This window comes from Nonomuraea sp. NPDC052129 (genome assembly GCF_040680095.1).
Classification (GTDB): domain Bacteria; phylum Actinomycetota; class Actinomycetes; order Streptosporangiales; family Streptosporangiaceae; genus Nonomuraea.
In genome coordinates, this window is record NZ_JBFAVX010000001.1 from 285,650 (window position 1) to 302,932 (window position 17,283).

At 71.2% G+C, this 17,283-nt stretch carries 17 protein-coding genes; 6 read left to right on the top strand and 11 right to left on the bottom strand.

The window, feature by feature from the left end:
- Window positions 1-62 precede the first annotated feature (62 nt).
- The 3 genes from AB0L53_RS01320 to AB0L53_RS01330 form a co-directional block, all read right to left on the bottom strand.
- Window positions 63-584: a snapalysin family zinc-dependent metalloprotease gene (locus tag AB0L53_RS01320; protein WP_363988678.1), complete on the bottom strand. Its 522-nt coding sequence runs from the start codon at window positions 582-584 to the stop codon at window positions 63-65.
- A gap of 141 nt (window positions 585-725) precedes the next feature.
- Complete coding sequence (locus AB0L53_RS01325) at window positions 726-1,625, bottom strand: alpha/beta hydrolase (protein ID WP_363988681.1); 900 nt, start codon at window positions 1,623-1,625, stop codon at window positions 726-728.
- Window positions 1,626-2,002: 377 nt separating this feature from the next.
- Window positions 2,003-2,740 (bottom strand): tyrosine-protein phosphatase, encoded by a 738-nt coding sequence (locus AB0L53_RS01330; protein WP_363988684.1) that lies wholly within the window; start codon window positions 2,738-2,740, stop codon window positions 2,003-2,005.
- 93 nt (window positions 2,741-2,833) lie between these two features.
- On the opposite strand from AB0L53_RS01330, the gene AB0L53_RS01335 reads away from it, so the two are divergent.
- Window positions 2,834-4,546, top strand: coding sequence for a S8 family serine peptidase (locus AB0L53_RS01335; RefSeq protein WP_363988686.1), 1,713 nt, complete (start codon window positions 2,834-2,836; stop codon window positions 4,544-4,546).
- A gap of 106 nt (window positions 4,547-4,652) precedes the next feature.
- On the opposite strand, the gene AB0L53_RS01340 is transcribed toward AB0L53_RS01335, so the two are convergent.
- From AB0L53_RS01340 to AB0L53_RS01360, 5 genes are all read right to left on the bottom strand, one after another.
- On the bottom strand, window positions 4,653-5,681 hold the full coding sequence (locus AB0L53_RS01340; protein WP_363988689.1) for an iron chelate uptake ABC transporter family permease subunit: 1,029 nt from the start codon (window positions 5,679-5,681) through the stop codon (window positions 4,653-4,655).
- Entirely contained in the window at window positions 5,681-6,691 is a 1,011-nt protein-coding gene (locus AB0L53_RS01345; RefSeq protein ID WP_363988692.1) for an iron ABC transporter permease, read from the bottom strand. Before AB0L53_RS01345 ends, AB0L53_RS01340 begins: the two co-directional genes overlap by 1 nt.
- A complete protein-coding gene (locus AB0L53_RS01350; protein ID WP_363988695.1) occupies window positions 6,688-7,704 on the bottom strand; it encodes an iron-siderophore ABC transporter substrate-binding protein in 1,017 nt (338 codons plus the stop codon). The genes AB0L53_RS01345 and AB0L53_RS01350 overlap by 4 nt, the downstream gene beginning before the upstream one ends.
- Window positions 7,705-7,718: 14 nt before the next feature.
- Entirely contained in the window at window positions 7,719-8,612 is an 894-nt protein-coding gene (locus tag AB0L53_RS01355) for a siderophore-interacting protein (RefSeq protein WP_363988698.1), read from the bottom strand.
- 300 nt (window positions 8,613-8,912) lie between these two features.
- Complete coding sequence (locus tag AB0L53_RS01360; RefSeq protein WP_363988701.1) at window positions 8,913-9,524, bottom strand: helix-turn-helix domain-containing protein; 612 nt, start codon at window positions 9,522-9,524, stop codon at window positions 8,913-8,915.
- Window positions 9,525-9,592: 68 nt separating this feature from the next.
- Here AB0L53_RS01360 and AB0L53_RS01365 point away from each other — a divergent pair, with 68 nt between their 5' ends.
- Both AB0L53_RS01365 and AB0L53_RS01370 read left to right on the top strand, forming a co-directional pair.
- Window positions 9,593-10,843: an MFS transporter gene (locus AB0L53_RS01365; protein ID WP_363988703.1), complete on the top strand. Its 1,251-nt coding sequence runs from the start codon at window positions 9,593-9,595 to the stop codon at window positions 10,841-10,843.
- Between the two features lie 56 nt (window positions 10,844-10,899).
- Complete coding sequence (locus AB0L53_RS01370) at window positions 10,900-11,706, top strand: serine/threonine-protein kinase (RefSeq protein ID WP_357945775.1); 807 nt, start codon at window positions 10,900-10,902, stop codon at window positions 11,704-11,706.
- Window positions 11,707-11,713: 7 nt separating this feature from the next.
- Here the strand turns inward: AB0L53_RS01370 and AB0L53_RS01375 are convergent, their stop codons facing one another.
- A complete protein-coding gene (locus AB0L53_RS01375) occupies window positions 11,714-12,469 on the bottom strand; it encodes a lysophospholipid acyltransferase family protein (protein WP_363988706.1) in 756 nt (251 codons plus the stop codon).
- 117 nt (window positions 12,470-12,586) lie between these two features.
- On the opposite strand from AB0L53_RS01375, the gene dhaK reads away from it, so the two are divergent.
- The 3 genes from dhaK to AB0L53_RS01390 are packed head-to-tail and all read left to right on the top strand — an operon-like array spanning window position 12,587 to window position 14,621.
- Window positions 12,587-13,567, top strand: coding sequence for a dihydroxyacetone kinase subunit DhaK (gene dhaK / locus AB0L53_RS01380; RefSeq protein ID WP_363988709.1), 981 nt, complete (start codon window positions 12,587-12,589; stop codon window positions 13,565-13,567).
- Window positions 13,567-14,238, top strand: a complete 672-nt coding sequence (dhaL, locus tag AB0L53_RS01385) for a dihydroxyacetone kinase subunit DhaL (RefSeq protein WP_363988712.1) — start codon at window positions 13,567-13,569, stop codon at window positions 14,236-14,238. The genes dhaK and dhaL overlap by 1 nt, the downstream gene beginning before the upstream one ends.
- Window positions 14,238-14,621 carry a phosphoenolpyruvate--protein phosphotransferase gene (locus AB0L53_RS01390; RefSeq protein WP_357946364.1) on the top strand — a complete coding sequence of 128 codons (384 nt, stop codon included), beginning with the start codon at window positions 14,238-14,240 and terminating at the stop codon, window positions 14,619-14,621. Before dhaL ends, AB0L53_RS01390 begins: the two co-directional genes overlap by 1 nt.
- Before the next feature lie 48 nt (window positions 14,622-14,669).
- Here AB0L53_RS01390 and AB0L53_RS01395 read toward each other — a convergent pair whose 3' ends face one another.
- Together AB0L53_RS01395 and AB0L53_RS01400 are read right to left on the bottom strand one after the other, a co-directional pair.
- The gene (locus tag AB0L53_RS01395) at window positions 14,670-16,415 is read right to left on the bottom strand and encodes a thiamine pyrophosphate-binding protein (RefSeq protein WP_363988715.1); all 1,746 of its coding nucleotides are present in this window, start codon (window positions 16,413-16,415) and stop codon (window positions 14,670-14,672) included.
- On the bottom strand, window positions 16,412-17,257 hold the full coding sequence (locus AB0L53_RS01400) for a cyclase family protein (RefSeq protein ID WP_363988718.1): 846 nt from the start codon (window positions 17,255-17,257) through the stop codon (window positions 16,412-16,414). The genes AB0L53_RS01395 and AB0L53_RS01400 overlap by 4 nt, the downstream gene beginning before the upstream one ends.
- Between the last annotated feature and the right edge of the window lie 26 nt (window positions 17,258-17,283).

The following is a 17,283-nucleotide window of genomic DNA, read 5'->3' on the forward strand; positions in this document are numbered from 1 at the left end:
ACCGTGTTGACCCGGTGTTGTCGCTCTACTCGGTCAGGTCGGGTCGGTGACCGTTGACCGGTTCAGCGGTCCACGAGCACCCGGCCGAACTCGACCTCCGGGGTAGCGCCGGCGAAGTTCCGGTCGACCTGGGCCCGTTCGGCCGCGCTCGGATTCGCGTTCGTGCAGCTCACCGGAGCGCTGGAGCCGGACATCAGGTCGGGGCAGAGGCCGGTGCGCCGGTCGGGCAGGCCTAAGATGTGGCCGATCTCGTGGGCCGCGATGCGCACGGGGTTGTAGCCCTGTGAGGTGGCCTCCCTGCCCATCCAGATGGTGCCCCGGCCCAGGCTCGTGGGCAGGGTGCGGGGCCAGCCGTTGTCGGCGACGACGACGAAGTCGGCGGGGGTGCCTGCGACGAGGCGGACGTTCGTGACACTGGAGTTCCAGATCTGCGCGGCCTGATCGACCGCGCCGCGGAACTCGGCCGCGCGGCCGGCGTCGTACCGGAGGGTTCTGAGCAGGGGCGCGGCCTGTGCGGGCGAGGCGGCCAGTAAGAACGCGACGGTGAGGATGAGAGAGAGCGCGAGACGCAGGGGTTTGTGCATCGGGTCTCCTCGGACAGTGGGGGTGCTGTCACGGTAGGCGCGCCGACGCCGTCCGGGGATAAGCCAGTTTGCCCCTATTACCGTGGTATGGAGCTTGGGCCGCCCGCCAGCCGGCGACCAGCCCAAGCCTCCGCCCAGTCGCTAGACCGAGAGTTTGTCGAGGATGGCGGCCACCTCCGCTGCTCTGAACAGGAACCCGACATGCGTCGTGTCCAGGGTGTGAACGTCGTAGGGATTGTCGGGAGTAAGCGCGTCCGCCTCGGCGATCAGCCTGTCCTGCATCGCGATCGGAAGCGACAGATCGCCGGTGAGACGGATGTAGCTGCGGGCGATCGTGCCCCAGGTGTCGGCGTGGACGCGGGCATCGGACATCATCACCGCGATGGACTCGTCCGGCTGCAGGATGTTGAGGAAGGCCCGGAACTGCTGGTCGGTGGCGTCCGCCATGATCGCCGCCTTCAGAGCGGCGAGCAGGGCCGGGTCGGCGGTGCGGTAGTTGGCCCGGCCGACACCGAGTTGAGCCGGGTCCCCGACGTTCAACGCGGCCAGGGGGGCCAGCAGGTTGGCGCCGAACTCGGGCCGCTGCATGTACTCGATGGGGTTGGCCATGTCCACGCAGGACCACGCGGAGATGTACACGAGCCGATCGACCAGATCGGGCACCGTGTTGCCCACCCCGCTGATGGTCGTCCCTCCGAGGCTGGCACCCACCAGCACCACCGGCCCGTGTGCGGCCACGCGGCGGACGACGTCGACGACCATGTCGACGTTGTCCCGTAGGGTCACCCCGGCCAGCGTCGACGGCTCGTCCGCCCAGGCGGAGAGGTCTTGCGGGGCCTGGTAGGCGACCGGATATTGCGCGTCGAGGCCATGCCCCGGCAGGTCGACGGCGAAGCTACGGTGGCCGAGCAGCGCGAGTTCACGCTGGACGGGGGCCCACATGAAGGAGCTGGAGCCGGAACCGTGGACCAGCACGAAGGTGGGGGCGGCGGCATCGGACGCCGGTCGAGGGCTTGACGGGCTGGTTGAGATAGATGACACGTGGATCAGTCCGATCGCATTGAGGCGCGGCGAACACGCGTGATGTCGGCACGGCGCGTTGAGCCGCTGATGAAAGATGGTGGACATGCCCGCCGGTGAGCTCGCCGAAGTCCGGCGATGATCACAAAAGCGATCACAGACGCGGTGGCAGCGGGGCCAGGCCAAGGCGGACCGCCAGAGCCGGAACGCGACTCTGGGTGTCAACCGGCGGGTGTGATGGTGACGGGTCTGGTCGGGCGAAACGTGGCGCGCGGAATCTCCACCGCAACGGCTAGCAGCAGGATCGCCTCAACCGCCGATCACAGAGTGATCGGCGCGACACACCGTCTCAGACAGTCCGCAGACGGACGAACATGTAGACCATGAACGCGACCATATCAGGTCGTGGGTGTCATCAAGTAATGCTCTCTCAGCGCCGTGATCAGCTCGTCGTCGACGCCGAGCCGGTCGGCCGCGTAGTCCCGTACGGAGCCATGGCCGGCCGCCAGGTCCGCCAGGCAGAGCCGCATGATCTCACCCGGCGCGCGGCCGTAGCCCGGCCACTTCAGCGTCCGGTCCGGATGGGCCGCCCGCCAGTCGGCGACCAGCCGTTCGGTGGCCAGTTCGGTGAGGGCGAAGTCCTCGACGATGGTCTCCTCGTCCACCCCCAGCAGGGACAGCACCAGCGCGGCCAGCAACCCGGTACGGTCCTTGCCCGAGGCGCAGTGCATGACGAGCGGAGCGCTCTCCTCGGCGGCGATCACCTTCAGTGCCTGCCCCAACTCCTCGACGCCGTCCAGCGCGACCTCGGCGTACCGGTCGGCGAGGAAGCGGGCGGTGTCGATGTCCGCGCCCAGCTCGGCCTGGTCGTAGGGCTGATGCTCGATGCTGAGGTTGTGGTAGGTCAGGCCGTCGCTGTCCGGTACGCGGCCCCTGGCGGCTATCTCCCACGGGTAGCGCAGGTCGATCACCGTACGCACGCCCAGGTCGAGAAAGCGCCGCCAGTCCTCGCCCTGGAGCTTGGCCAGGGAATCGGAACGGTACAGGCGCCTCCAGCGCACCGTACGACCGTCGCGGGTACGGTAACCGCCCAGGTCCCGGAAGTTGTGCAGGCGCTCGAACGCGATATGCCTCATCGAGCACACCTTATGAGGTAGGCGGGACCTATGGACGTAGCCGGTAAACATGTCCAGATTGGTGGACATATACAACTACGCCCGGAGGTACGCGTGAAGCGTGTCATCGTCCTGGCCGCCTGCACCCTCGTGGCTACCGCTATGGTCAGCCCCGCCCAGGCAGTCCGGACCTCTACCGCCTCGGCAACCGAATACATCGTCTTATACAAGGAAGGGGTGCAGCCGGACGTCGCCCGCAAGGCCGTCCAGGCGGCCGGCGGCACGGTGGTCAAGGAGAACACCGCGGTCGGCGTGGCCACCGTCTCCACCACCAACACGGGCTTCGCCGGCGCTGTCGCCGCGAGCGCCTCGATCGAGGGCGTGGCGCACAACCGCTCCATCGGAACGGTCCCGTCCGCCGCCCGCTCCGCCGCCAAGGCGCGCAAGGCCGGCGACGCCGTGGAGAAGGCCGCTGACGGTGCCCCCGCCGCCACCACCTTCGGCAAGCCGGGCCCGACGGCCGAGCCGCTGTCGGAGCTGCAATGGGACATGAAGCAGATCCACGCCACGGCCAACGGCTCCTACCGCTACGAGCAGGGCGACCCGGGGGTGCTGGTCGGCATCCTGGACACCGGCGTGGACGCCTCGCATCCGGATATAGCACCCAATTTCAATCGGGCTCTGAGCCGTAACTTCACGGTCGACATCCCGGTCGACGCCAACGGCGAGCCGGTCGACGGGCCCTGCGAGGCCGAGCCGGACCACTCCTGCACCGACCCCGCGGACGTGGACGAGAACGAGCACGGCACGCACGTGGCCTCCTCCATCGCCTCGCCCATCAACCGGCTCGGCGTGTCCGGTGTGGCGCCCAAGGTGTCCATCGTCAACCTCCGGGTCGGCCAGGACTCCGGCTTCTTCTTCCTGCAGCCGAGCGTGGACGCGCTGACGTACGCGGGCGACCACGGCATCGACGTGGTCAACATGAGCTACTACATCGACCCGTGGCTGTTCAACTGCGTGGACAACCCGGCCGACTCCCCCGCCGACCGCGTGGAGCAGGCCACCATCATCAAGGCGACCCAGCGGGCGCTGAACTACGCCCACGACAGGGGCGTGACGCTGGTGTCCGCGGCGGGCAACGGCGGCACCGACTACACCAAGGAGCTCGTCGACGGCTCCAGCCCCGACTTCGCCAGCGTGCCCGGCGAGGCGCCGTACGACCGGACGATCCCGCCGAGCTGTGTGTCCATGCCCAGCGAGGGCAACCACGTGATCGCGGTGTCGTCCACCGGCATCAGCAAGCGCAAGGCGTACTACTCCGACTACGGCAACGGCTACGTGGACGTGGCCTCGCCCGGCGGCGACGCCTACGACAACCCGGCCAACACGCGTGATGTGACCAGGGCGACGCTGGCGGCCTATCCGAAGTCGCTGGCCGAGGAGAACGGGCAGCTCAACCCCGACGGCACGCCGAACACCCCGTCCGTGGTGCGCGACTGCCGCGGCTCGGTCTGCGGGTACTACACCTACCTGCAGGGCACCTCGATGGCCTCGCCGCGGGCCGCGGGCGTGGCGGCGCTGATCGTCAGCCGGTTCGGCCACCGCGACCGCGCTCACGGCGGTCTGACCATGAACCCGGACGCGGTGGAGGCGGCGCTGAAGGCGACCGCCACCAAGACCCCGTGCCCGGAGCCCCGGGCGTTCACCTACAACCGCATCCTGCCGGACGGTACGACGACGACGGCCACGCACACCTGCGAGGGCGGCAGGTCGCGTAACGGCTTCTACGGCTCGGGCATCGTCGACGCGTTGAACGCGGCCCGATAGCCCCACGGCACGCCGGTGCGCGTTCTCGAAAGCGAACGCGCACCGGCGTGCGCTATGACGTCTGAGCGCGGATGGCCTCGATCACCAGCGCCCCCGTGGGACGACGCTAGGCGCGGCGACCATGGGCGAGGAGCCAGAGCAGGAGCGGCGCCCCGAGCACGCCGGTCACCACGCCGACGGGCAGCTCCACGTCCGGGATGAGGCGGCGCGCGATGAGATCGGCCGCCAGGACCACGAACGCCCCGGCCAGCGCCGAGGCGACCGGCGGCGGCCAGGCGGTGCGGGCCAGCCGCTGGGCGATCTGCGGCGCGGCCAGCGCGACGAACGCGATCGGCCCCGCGGCGGCCGTGCCGAAGGCGACCAGCGCGACGCCCACCAGCAGCAGCGTCAGCCGCGCCCGCTGCACCGGCGCGCCGAGCACCACGGCCACCTCGTCGCCGAGCTGCAGCGCCCGGCTCCAGCGGCCGAGCAGGAGCGCGGCGGGCGTGAGCACGGCCAGGGCGAGCGCCAGCGGCACTGCCTGGCTCCAGGTACGGCCGTTGAGGTTGCCGAAGAGCCAGCCGAGCGCGGCCTGGGCCTGGAAGGTGTTGCTCGTGACCATGAGGTATTCGGTGGCGCTGGCGAAGATCCACGACAGGCCGATGCCGACCAGCACGATCCGATACCCGGTGGTGCCGCGCCGCCAGGCGAACAGGTACGTCAGCAGCGCGGCGAGCACGGCCCCCGAGAAGCCGAGCACCTGGACACCGGGCCCGGATCCGACGCCGAGCACGATCCCGGCCACCACGGCGACGCCCGCTCCCTGGGTGACGCCGATCATGTCGGGGCTGGCCAGCGGGTTGCGGGTCATGGTCTGGAACAGGGCGCCGGACAGCCCGAACGCGGCACCGGTGAGCAGCCCGGTCAGCGCCCTGGGCAGGCGCAGCTCCCGTACGACGAACAGGATGCCCTGGTCGCCGGTGCCGAGCAGGGACTGGACGACCTCGCCGAGCCCGAGCGGGAACTCCCCCAGCCCGATGCCGAGGCAGAAGGCCAGGAACGTCACGGCGGCCAGCGCCAGGCACACCACGACGACCCGAGGGCGCAGCACGCCCGACACGGGCGGCGTGGAGAGGCGGAAGGTCAGCTGGCTCATCACAGCTCCGCCAGCCGCTGGCGCCGGGCCAGCACGATGAAGAACGGCCCGCCGATGAACGCGACCAGCAGCCCGGCCTGCACCTCGATCGGCGGCACGACGAGGCGGCCCAGGATGTCGGCGGCCAGCAGCAGGCACGGCGCGAGCAGCGCCGACAGGGGCAGCAGCAGCCGGTGGTCGGTCTCGGCCCCAGCGCGCCTGGCGACGGCCCTCGCCAGATGCGGCACGACCAGACCGACGAAGACGACGGGTCCGATGGCGGCGACCGCCGCGCCGGTGAGCAGCATCACGGCCGCGGCGCCCTGGAGGCGCACGAGGCCCACCCGGCGGCCCAGCCCGCGGGCCACGTCGTCGCCGAGCGCGAGGCTGTTGAGCGCGGGCGCGCAGGTGATCGCCAGCACGGCCCCCGCCAGGATGAACGGCAGCAGTTGCGGCAGTACGCCGGAGCCGTGCCCGGACAGCGACCCGGCGGACCAGAACCGGTACCGGTTCAGCGACTCGGGATCGACGAGCACGATGGCGCTGGTGACCGAGCTGAGCAGAAACGTGACGGCCACCCCGGCCAGGGCCAGCTTGACCGGTGCCATCCCGTCACGGCCCATGCCGGCCATCGCGTACACGACGAGGCTCGCCAGCAGCGCGCCCGCGAACGCGAACCACACGAACCCGGACAACGCGCTGATGCCGAGGACGGCCATGGAGATCACCACGCCGAACGCCGCGCCCGCGCTGACGCCGAGCACCCCGGGGTCCGCGAGGGGGTTGCGGGTGAGCGCCTGCATGAGCGTGCCGGACAGGCCGAGTGCCGCCGCGGCGAGCGCGCCGAGCAGCGTCCGCGGCACGCGTACGGACCAGATCACCTCCCGCGTCTCCTGGCCCGCGCCCAGGCCGCCCAGCGCCCTGACCACCTCGCCCAGGGGGATCTGGCGGGCGCCCAGGGCCAGCGACAGCAGGCAGATCAGGGCGAGGGCGCCGGCCGACGCCGCCACCAGGACGGCCCGCCGGGTCACGAGGGCAGCCCGACCTCGGTCGCCGGGTTCCCGTCGACGGCCGCCGCGAGCCGCGGCACCAGCGTGTCGAGCACGTACGGCAGGCTCAGCACGGTCAGGAAGGACACCGAGTTACCGAAGTCGGTGCCGTCCTTCAGGAACACCTCGCGTCCCTCCTTGACCACCTTGAGCCCCTTGTAGACGGCGTCGGCACGCAGTGTGGCCTTGTCCTTGTCGGGGTTGGTCACGCTCCAGAGGAGCGCTCCGGTGTCGAGCAGGTCGAGGCGTTCGCGGCTGATGTTGGCGCCGAACTTGTCGCCGATGGCCTGGTCCAGGTCGGCGGGGAGCTTGAAGCCGAGCGAGGTGAGCAGGCGGGAGCGCGGGTCCTGGCTGCCGAAGACGAAGTAGCCCTCGTAGACCGTGCCCATGAGCCCGGTCTGTCCGGCGAACTCCGGATGCTCCTTCCGTACGGCGGCGAACCGGTCTTCCACCTGCTTGACCAGCGCGTCCGCCTTGGCTGCCTCGCCCACGGCCGCGCCGACCTGCTTGGTCACCTCCTGCCAGGAGATCCCGTAGTCGATGTGCTCCTTGGGCTGCGCCACGGTGGGTGCGATCTTGGACAGGGTGGTGTACTGCTCCTGGGTCAGCCCCGAGTACAGGGCCAGGATCAGGTCGGGCCGCAGGGCCGCGATCTTCTCCATCTGAGGGCCGCTGCCCGTGTCCTTCAGCACCTGCGGGACCGCCGCGGAGCCGAGCTTGGGCTTGGCCCAGGGCCCGATGGCCCCGGGATACCCGCCGAGCCACTCGGTGGTGGCGACGGGCACGATGCCGAGGGCCAGCAGGGCGTCCTGCTCGACGAGGCCGACGGTGACGATCCGCTTGGGCTTGGCGGTGATCGTGGTGCTGCCGTACTTGTGATCGAGGGTGGCGGAGAAGGCGGAGGCCGCCGCCACGGGGGCCTGGGGCGTGGCGGAGCCGCATCCGGTGACCAGGGCGAGGGTCATGGCGGCGAGCGCGTACAGGACGCGGGTCATTACTGGGGACTCCCTTATTCGTTGTGCTCGGCGCGGCCCAGCCGCCAGTAGCCCATGAAGGCCACGGCCCGCTTGTCCATCCCCCGCTCGGCGACCAGGTGCCGCCTGAGCGACTTGATCACGGCCGCCTCGCCGGCCAGCCAGGCGTACAGCGGGCCGTACGGCGCCTCCTCGGGCACCTCCCACAGCTCCTCCACATCTACATCGATGTCCTGGAAGGAGTCCGGGGTGGGCAGCGGCGGGAGCAGCCGGTCGGCGGCGGCCCTGACGGCGGGCACCAGCAGGGCGCCGCGCTCCTCGTCGGCGCGGGCCAGCCAGGTGACCTTCACACCGCTCGCCGTCTCGACGGGCAGGAAGTCGTCCGCGCAGGGCACCTCCATGAGCGCCTCGCCCTCGTAGCCGGCCGGCAGCCGTTCGAGGATGGAGCAGATCGCGGGGACCGCGGTCTCGTCGCCGGCGATCAGCACCGCCCCGGTGTCCGCGGGCGGATGGAACTCCAGGCCGCCGTGCGGCCCGTCGTGCCGGGCGTCGGGGCCGAGCAGCACCGCGACGGCCCCGGGCCGCACATCGGCCGCCCAGCGGGCCACCGGGCCGTCGCCGTGGTCGTGCATGACCACGTCCACGTCCACCTCGCGGGCCTCGGGGCGTACCAGGCGGGCGGTGTAGGTACGGAGCGGGTTACGTAGCGCTTCGGGCAGGCCGCGCCAGCGCGGGAACCAGTCGGGGCCGCTGGGCAGGTGCTCCAGCCCGTGCCCGTCGACCGGCAGGATGAGCTTGATCCGCTGGTCGAACCCGTTGTCCGCGAAGTGGTGCAGGTCCTCCCCTTCGAACGTCACGCGCAGGAACGTCGGGCTCAGGCGTGCTAACCGGTTCACGCGTACGTCGAACATGCGAAAGGGCTCGATCATCGTCAGCTCCACCTCGATCCTTTAAGGTGAGGCTAACCTAACTCATACTGATCGACCAGCCCCGTCCGGGCACGGCAAACGCCCCCGTCCCTCCAGCCCGGGACGGGGGCGCCTGCCATTCCGAGCCCTATGTCCGGCGGACTCGGAGGTCGGCGACATGACGAGGGCGGCGGCGCCGCCGAGCATCGCCCGCTCCGTCGGCGGCGCCGCGCCCGGCATGCGGACGGGGGACGGAAGCTTGATGCAGGACATTAGGCGGCGAGCGGCGGCGTCGCGACAGGGCTTGGCCTAGGGATGTCCCTAGGAGTCCTTGATCCCTACCGGTAGCACGTCGAAGTGGACCACCACGCGACCGGTCTCCGGGTCCGGAGCGCCCGGGGACTCGAGGTCTCTGCGGTCCGCCACGGCCCGGTACCTCTCCAGGACCTCGAACACCTCCTCGCGCATCCGCGTCGTCTCGGCCACGGTGAGCCGCATCGACCGCCGGCCGAACCCGCTGGCCCGCACCCACTCCTCGGGAGTCGTCGCCTCCTCCTCCCGCCAGCGCGCCAACTCGGCGCCGCGCTGCCGGATGAGGTCGTCGAGCAGCCGGGCGAACGCGTCGACCGTCTCGGCGTCGGCCGACGGGTCGGTCGAGGGATCGCCGTAGGAGAAGCCGCCCGGCACGATCCGCCAGTACTTCTCCTTGCCCTTGCCCAGCTCGGGGACCGTCTCGATCATGCTGTGCCGGGCCAGCTCACGCAGGTGGTAGCTGGTCGCCCCGGTGTTCTGACCGAGCAGTCCGGCCAGCCGGGTGGCCGTCGAGGGGCCGTGCTCGTCGAGCAGTTCGTAGATGCGCAGTCGCAGCGGGTGCGCGAACGACTTCAGCGCGTTCGCGTCGAGCGCCCTGGCCGAATAGTGCTTGCTCTCCATGGCTGTGCACACCTATCTTTGCAAAGAAATCTGTGCATAGTTTTCCTTACACACTAGCGGAGTGACCCATGCCACGTCTCGGCCGATCGTTCGGCTTCCTCCTGTCGTCGACCGCCCTCTCGAACCTGGCCGACGGGGTGCTCAAGGTGGGCGCGCCCCTCCTGGCCGTGTCGATGACCCGCTCCCCCACACTGGTGTCGCTGACCGGCGCCGCCGCCACGCTGCCGTGGCTACTGTTCGCTCTGCACGCGGGCGCGATCGCCGACCGGCTCGACCGCCGACGGATCATGGTGCTGGCCAACCTCGCCCGTTCCGCCGTACTCGCGGCGACGGCCGCGCTCGGGCTGCTCGGGCTGGTCAACCTGTGGGTCGTGCTGGCCGCCGTACTGATCGCGGGCGTGGCCGAGGTCTTCGCCGACACCTCGGCCCAGTCGGTGCTGCCGATGGCGGTGCCGCCGGAGCGCATCACGGCGGCGAACGGGCGGGTGCAGAGCGTCCAGATGATCGGCAACGAGTTCGCCGGCGCGCCGATCGCGGGCCTCCTGGTCACGCTGCTGCCCGCCGCCGTCTTCGGCGCTCCAGCCCTCCTGTACGGCGCCGCGGGCCTGCTCCTGCTGGGCATGAGGGGCTCCTACGGAACGGCCGCCACAGCGGGCCCCAGGCGCTCGCTGCTGCGCGACATCGTGGCCGCCCAGCGCTATCTGTGGTCCCAGCGGTTCCTGCGGACGCTGGCCGTCTCGGCCGGCCTGCTGAACTTCGCCAGCGCCGCCTACTTCGGGGTGTTCGTGCTGTGGGCCGTCGGCGACGGGTCGCGGATCGGGCTGTCCCCCAGCGGGTACGGCCTGATGATGACCGCGATGGCCGTCGGCGCGGTGGCCGGATCGCTGGTCTCGGAGCGGGCCTCCGGGCTGCTCGGAGAGGGCCGGACGCTGGTCGGCGCCTGGCTGGTGAGCGCCCTGCTGTACCTCGTGCCGGTGGTGTGGCCCGTCGCCTGGCTGCTGTATCCGACCTCCGTGGTGTGGGGTGTCACCGGGGCCGTCGCGAACGTGCTGGTCATCTCCACGCGGCAGCGGCTGATCCCGCCCGAACTGCTCGGCCGGGTCAACTCCGCCTATCGGCTGATCGGCATGGGCGGGATGCCGGTGGGGGCCGCCCTAGGTGGCGTGGTGGCCGAACTCGCGGGGCTGACCGCCGTGCTTCTGGGCGCCACAGGGGTCTGCTTGGTGGGCGTGGGGCTCGTGTGGCGCGCCTTACACGATCGAATTTCCCACCCTTTGACCAGCGCACCTTCCGTTCCCGACACATTCAGATCACGTTAGTCACACTTTGGCCTACCTCGAGATGACATGATTACCCCGAGCAATGAGGGGATGGCATGCGGGAGATCGGCGGACGGTACCTCCTTAACGAGGAGGCCGGTCGTGGAGGTATGGGAGTCGTCTGGCGGGCTTTCGACCAGCTTCTCCACCGGGAGGTGGCGCTCAAGGAGCTGACCCTCAGCGGTGAGGCCGAGATGGTCCGCCGCCGGGTCCTCCGTGAAGCGCGGATGGCCGCTGGGCTCACCCACCCGAACATCGTCACGGTCCACGACCTCATCGAAGAGGGCGGCAAGCTCTGGATCGTGATGGAGTACCTCGACGGCCTCTCACTGCACCAGCTGCTCTCCCAGGTGGGGACGCTGCCCGCGCAGTCGGTGGCGGCGATCGGCCAGCACCTGCTGGCCGCGCTGCGTACCGCCCACCAGGCAGGGGTGCTGCACCGCGACGTGAAGCCGGCCAACGTGATGCTGACCGGCGACCGCGTAGTGCTGACCGACTTCGGCATCGCCACGGTCGAGGGCGACATCCGTATGACCACGTCCCGGCGGCTGCGCGGCACGCCCGCGTTCATGGCCCCCGAGCGGCTGCACGGCGGCCCGGCCAGCAAGGAGGCCGACATGTGGTCGTTCGGTGCCACGCTCTACAGCGCCATCGAGGGCCAGCCGCCCTACCCCGGGCAGGACGCGGCCACGGTGCTCGGCATGGCCAGGAGCGGCGGCTACCCGCCCCCGCGCCGGGCCGGGGTGATGCGGCCCCTCATCGAGGGCCTGCTCCACCACGACCCGGTACGCCGCTTCACGCCCGAGCAGACCGCCGGCTTATTGGCCGGCATGCGCGCCAGCAGCTACCCCGCGGCGATCTGACCGGTCGTTATTCCTCCTCGCCGCGCTTGGCGCGGGCCTCCGCCTCGGCGGCGTCCATGGCGGCGGCCTCCTCCGGCGTGGGAGCCGTGCCGCCGAGGTGCTGGGGCTGCCACCACACGCCCGGCGGGATCTCCGGGTAGGTGCGCTGGGCCCGGTCCACCAGCTCCGACATCCGCGCGTGCAGGTCGGCGACGTGCTGGTCGACATTCTCGCCGCGCTTGGGGTGGATGGGCTCCCCGATCAGGATCGTGATGGGTACGTGCCGCAGAGTGAGCTGCTTGGACCGGCCCTTGGTCCAGATCCGCTGACTCCCCCACAACGCCATCGGGATGACCGGGACCTTGGTCGCCTGAGCCATGCGGATGGCGCCGTTCTTGATCTCCTTGACCGTGAACGACCGGCTGATCGTCGCCTCGGCGAAGACGCCGACCACCTCTCCCGCCTTCAGCATGCGCAGCGCCGTCGCGTACGACCCCGCGCCCGCGCCCCGGTCGACCGGGATGTGGTGCATGCCGCGCATCAGCGGCCCCGAGATGCGGTTCTCGAACACGTCCTGCTTGGCCATGAACCGCACCAGCCGCTTGGCGGGCACCGCCCCGAACCCGGCGAAGATGAAGTCGAGATAGCTGATGTGGTTGCTGACCAGCACCGCACCTCCGGTGCGCGGGATATGCTCGGTCCCCTCTATGTGGAAGCGGTAGTCGAGCACGCGAAAGAGGGTCCGCGCGGTGGCGATCACCGGCGGGTACACGATCTCAGCCATGACCAGAAGGTAGCCTATTCACCCCGGTCGGACGGTAGTCGGCAGGGTCGCGGAAGCTGTGGCCGACTTCCACCAAGACGCTTGTCCTGCCGGGGAAACGGGCAGATGTTTCTCATCATGAAGAAGCTCATCAACTCGGCCGAATCCGCGGTTGACGACGCCTTGGCCGGGATGGCGGCCGCCCACCCGTCGCTGCGGATCCGCGACCGGGTGGTCTACCGCGCGTCGGGGCCGCGGGCGGGCAAGGTCGGCTTGGTTTCCGGCGGTGGCTCGGGGCACGAGCCGCTGCACGCCGGCTTCGTCGGCTACGGCATGCTCGACGCCGCCTGCCCTGGAGAGGTCTTCACCTCACCCGTGCCCGACCAGATCGTCGAGGCGACCACGGCCGTCGACGGCGGCGCGGGCGTGCTGCACATCGTCAAGAATTACACCGGCGACGTGCTCAACTTCGAGATGGCCGCCGAGCTGTGCGAGGACGTCCAGGTCGCCGGCGTGCTCGTCGACGACGACGTGGCCGTCCAGGACTCCCTCTACACGGCGGGCCGCCGGGGCACCGGCGCGACACTGTTCGTGGAGAAGATCGCCGGAGCGCTGGCCGAGGAGGGCGCCCCGCTGGCGCAGGTGGCGAGCATGGCGGGCGAGGTGAACGCGCGCAGCCGCTCCTTCGGCATCGCGCTCACCTCGTGTACGACGCCCGCGGCGGGCAAGCCGACGTTCGATCTGCCCGACACGCAGGTGGAGCTGGGCATCGGCATCCACGGCGAGCCCGGCAGGATCCGGGCGCCGATGGCCTCGGCCCGCGAGCTGACCGAGATCGCCATGGACGCCATACACCGCGACCTGCCGCTGGAGGGTGACCTGCTCGTCCTGCTGAACGGTATGGGCGGCACACCCCTGATGGAGCTGTACGTGGCGTTCGCCGAGGTGGCGGCCATCATCCGCGGCAAAGGGGCACGGGTGGCGCGGTCACTGGTGGGCAACTACGTGACAAGTCTGGACATGCAGGGCTTCTCCGTGACGATCTGCCGGCTCGACGACACGTTGACGCGTCTGTGGGACGCGCCGGTCGAGACGCCGGGGCTGCGCTGGGGACGCTGATGGGCGCCCCCACGGACCCCGAGACGGGCGGCGGCTTCATGGACCCCGGCACATTGACCACGGCCTTCTTCGTCGCCTGGTTGGAGGAGGTGGCCGAGCAGGTCCGGGTGCATCGCGAGCGGCTGACGGCCCTGGACGCCGCGATCGGCGACGCCGACCACGGCGCGAACCTCGACCGCGGCTTCACCGAGGTACTCAAGGCGCTGGCCGCCTCCCCGCCGACCGAGCCGGGCCAGGTGCTGGTGTCCGCGGGCACGACGCTGATCCGCCGCGTCGGGGGTGCTTCCGGGCCGCTGTACGGGTCGGCGTTCCGGGCCATGGGCAAGGCGATGGAGGCGCCGGTGACGCAGGCCGGGTTCGCGGCGGCGTTCGAGGCCGGGGTGGTCGCGGTCGAACGGCTGGGCAAGGCGGCTCCGGGTGACAAGACCATGGTGGACGCGCTGGCCCCGGCGTCGCTGGCCCTGGCGCTGGCCGTACGGGATGAGGTGGGGGTTCGGGAGGCGTTCGAGCTGGCGGCGCGCGCGGCCGAGGAGGGCGCGCGGGCCACGATCCCGCTGCAAGCCCGTAAGGGCAGGGCCAGTTACCTGGGCGAGCGCAGCGTCGGGCACGAGGATCCGGGGGCGGCGTCGTCGGCGCTCATCGTCGCCTGCCTGGTCACCGTGAGCTCGTGATGGTGGGCATCGTGCTGGTGGCCCACAGCGCCGGGCTGGCGGCGGAGGCGGCCGCGCTCGTCCGCGGCATCGCCGGTACGGGCGCGCTGGTGGCGGCGGCGGGCGGCACCGAGGACGGCGGGGTGGGCACGAGCCTCGACCTGATCGAGCGGGCGCTCACGGCGGTCGACCAGGGCGACGGCGTGGTGCTCGTGCCCGACCTGGGCAGCTCGGTGCTGACGGCCCGGCTGCTGGCGGAGCCCGGCCGGGTGGTGGTGGCCGACGTGCCGTTCGTGGAGGGGGCCATCGCGGCGGCCGTCACGGCGGGTGCGGGCGCGCCCCTGGCGGCCGTTCTCGCGGCCGCCGAGGAGGCCCGCACCATCCGCAAGCTCAGCGACTCCTGAGCCCGCCCAGTGGCTCCTGAACCCGGCTCCAGGGGCTCCTGAGTCGGCTCAGTGGCCCTTGAACGCCTCCTCCAGCCACCACGAGCCGCGCTTCCCGGCGACCTTCGCGTGGACCAGCAGCGGCCGGTCTCTGGGACCTTTCAGCCACTCGGCCACCCCGGCCAGGTCGCCGGGCCCGGTGACCGTGACGGCCGCGAAACCGTAGCCGGTGGCGATGGCGGCGAAGTCGGCGGGCGGGAACCTGACCGTGCCGAGCGGGTGCCCGTGCGGGCCGAAGTGGTGCACCTCGGCGCCGTACGCCTCGTCGTCGTAGACCACGACCACCATCGGCAGTCCGAGCCGTACGACGGTGTCGAGTTCGGCGATGCCCATGAGCGCCCCGCCGTCGCCCAGGGCGGCCACCGGCAGCCGGTCGGGCCGGGCGAGCGCGGCGCCGATCGCGGTCGCCAGCCCGAGCCCGATCGACTGGAACGCCTGGGTGAAGCAGAACCCCCGCTCGTCGGGCACGCCGAGGAACATGGCCGGGTACCCCATGAAGTTGCCGGAGTCGACCGCCACGATCCGCTCCCCCGGCAGCAGGTCGTCGAGCCCGATCGTGAGCGTCCTGGGGTCGATCAGCCCGTCGCCGCCCTCGTCGTCGTAGGGCACGGCCTGCCACCGGCCCTCGGCCCGGATCCGCGCGGCGACCTCCACCGACCGATACCCGCGCCCGGCGTCCCTCGCCGGACCGAGAGCGTCCCCGGTCGAAGCGAGGGTGTGAAAGACCGTGCGCGCCGTGGCGGCCGTGTCGCCGACCAGGCCGAGGGTGATCGGCCGGTGGACGCCCAGGGCGCTCTCGTCGAGGTCCACCTGGACGAGCTTGGTGTGCTCGCCGATCAGCCGTCCGTGGCGGGTGGTCCACATGTTGAGGGCGCACCCCCAGGCCACGATGAGGTCGGCGTCGCGGATCAGCTCGGCGGCGAGCGGAGTGGCGAAACCGCCGCTCACGTCCAGGTCCCAGGGGTTGCCCCGGAACAGGCCCTTGGCGACGGCGGAGGTGGCGAGCAGCGCGCCCGTGGCGTCGGCCAGCTCCTCCAGCTCGGCCCTGGCGTGCCTGGCGCCGCGCCCGGCGACGAACACCGGCCGCCGCGCCTCCGCCAGCAGCCGGACCAGCGCGCCGAGCTCCGCGGCCGACGGCGTCCTGAGCGACTCCGCGGCCGACAGCGTTCCCGGCGACTCCACAGCCGAGAGCATCCCCGCAGCCGAGGGCGTCCTGAGCGACCCCACGGCCGACGGCGTCCCGTGCGGCTCGCCGATGAGGCCGCGCCACTCGACGAGCTCCTGCTGCACGTCGAGCGGCAGGTTGAGCACCACCGTGCGCCGGTCGCGGGCCGCCGTACGGTAGGCCGACAGCGTGTCCTCGACGGCCCGGCCGGCCTCGGTGACGCGGAGCGACACCGCGCCGACCGACGCCGCGAGCGCGTCCTGGTCGATGTGGAAGTTGGACCGCACGTCCGTCGCCTCGCCGGTGAGCACGATCAGAGGGGTACGGCTCTTGGCCGCCTCGGCGATCCCCGTCACGGCGTTGGTCAGGCCGGGCCCCTGGTGGACGGAGACGATCCCGACCTTGCCGCTCATCCTGGCGTACGCGTCGGCCATCGTGGTGGCGCCGCCCTCGTGGCGGGCAGCGACGAAGCGCACGCCGTGCGCCACGAGGGCGTTGGTGACGTGGAAGTTGCCGCTGCCCACCACGCCGAACGCGGTGTCGACCCCGGCCTCGGCCAGCACCCGCCCGACGGCCTCGGCGACGATCATCTCTCGAGCTTATGGTCGCGGCCGCTTCGGAGCTCGTTGGCTCGTCCCTCGCTCTCTCCCTCCGAGCTCCTCCGCTCCACCAGAGCCAGTACCCGCACAGGGCTGCCCGACCCGCCGACGATCGGCAGTGGCGGGGCCAGGACGACGGCGCCGGTCACCGGCAGGCGGTCGAGGTTGCGCAGCTGGGTGAGGCCGTACTTGCCCGCCCCCAGCAGGAACGAGTGGCACGGGAAAGGCGGGTCGAAGGAGTGGGCGGTGCCGGCGTCGGTGCCGACGGTCTCGACGCCGAGCCCGAGGATGGGCGTCTCGGCGGCCAGCCAGTTCGCGCATTCGACGGAGATGCCGGGGGTGTGCGGGCCGGTCTCGTCGGCGTTCAGGAAGGTGGCCTGGTCGGCGGACCTGGCGTCCCAGCCGGTGCGGTAGAGGAGCCAGCCGCCGTCGGGCAGCGGGCCGTTGGCCCGCTCCCACTCCTTGACGTGGTCGATCTGGAGCAGGAAGTCGGGGTCCTTCTCCGCCTCCGACGCCAGGTCGAGCACGACGGCAGGCGCCAGCAGGCTGGACGGGGGCACCTGGGAGACGTCCTGACCCTCGCGGCCGGTCACCCAGTGGATCGGCGCGTCGAAGTGGGTGCCGGTGTGCTCACCCGTGTGGATGTCGTTCCAGTACCAGGCGGGGCCACGGTCGTCGTAGCGGCTGATCTCCTCCAGCCGGAACGGAATCGTGTTGCCGAACGGCTCGGGCAGTTGGAGGATCGGTGTCTCCGGCGACAGGGGCGAGGTGAGATCGATCACCTCGATGGCGCCATCGCGCAGGCTCTCCACCAGGCTCCGCAAGATCGACATGTCATCCTCCTTGATGGGCTGGCTGC

Bases quoted from the DNA above. Each gene is read 5' to 3' on its own strand.
- AB0L53_RS01350 (WP_363988695.1), bottom strand. From the start codon at position 7,704: ATGACCCGCGTCCTGTACGCGCTCGCCGCCATGACCCTCGCCCTGGTC.
- dhaL (WP_363988712.1), top strand. From the start codon at position 13,567: ATGGGCGCCCCCACGGACCCCGAGACGGGCGGCGGCTTCATGGACCCC.
- AB0L53_RS01340 (WP_363988689.1), bottom strand. From the start codon at position 5,681: ATGAGCCAGCTGACCTTCCGCCTCTCCACGCCGCCCGTGTCGGGCGTG.
- AB0L53_RS01360 (WP_363988701.1), bottom strand. From the start codon at position 9,524: ATGGAGAGCAAGCACTATTCGGCCAGGGCGCTCGACGCGAACGCGCTG.
- AB0L53_RS01330 (WP_363988684.1), bottom strand. From the start codon at position 2,740: ATGAGGCATATCGCGTTCGAGCGCCTGCACAACTTCCGGGACCTGGGC.
- AB0L53_RS01375 (WP_363988706.1), bottom strand. From the start codon at position 12,469: ATGGCTGAGATCGTGTACCCGCCGGTGATCGCCACCGCGCGGACCCTC.
- dhaK (WP_363988709.1), top strand. From the start codon at position 12,587: ATGAAGAAGCTCATCAACTCGGCCGAATCCGCGGTTGACGACGCCTTG.
- AB0L53_RS01355 (WP_363988698.1), bottom strand. From the start codon at position 8,612: ATGATCGAGCCCTTTCGCATGTTCGACGTACGCGTGAACCGGTTAGCA.
- AB0L53_RS01390 (WP_357946364.1), top strand. From the start codon at position 14,238: ATGGTGGGCATCGTGCTGGTGGCCCACAGCGCCGGGCTGGCGGCGGAG.
- AB0L53_RS01400 (WP_363988718.1), bottom strand. From the start codon at position 17,257: ATGTCGATCTTGCGGAGCCTGGTGGAGAGCCTGCGCGATGGCGCCATC.
- AB0L53_RS01365 (WP_363988703.1), top strand. From the start codon at position 9,593: ATGCCACGTCTCGGCCGATCGTTCGGCTTCCTCCTGTCGTCGACCGCC.
- AB0L53_RS01320 (WP_363988678.1), bottom strand. From the start codon at position 584: ATGCACAAACCCCTGCGTCTCGCGCTCTCTCTCATCCTCACCGTCGCG.
- AB0L53_RS01370 (WP_357945775.1), top strand. From the start codon at position 10,900: ATGCGGGAGATCGGCGGACGGTACCTCCTTAACGAGGAGGCCGGTCGT.
- AB0L53_RS01395 (WP_363988715.1), bottom strand. From the start codon at position 16,415: ATGATCGTCGCCGAGGCCGTCGGGCGGGTGCTGGCCGAGGCCGGGGTC.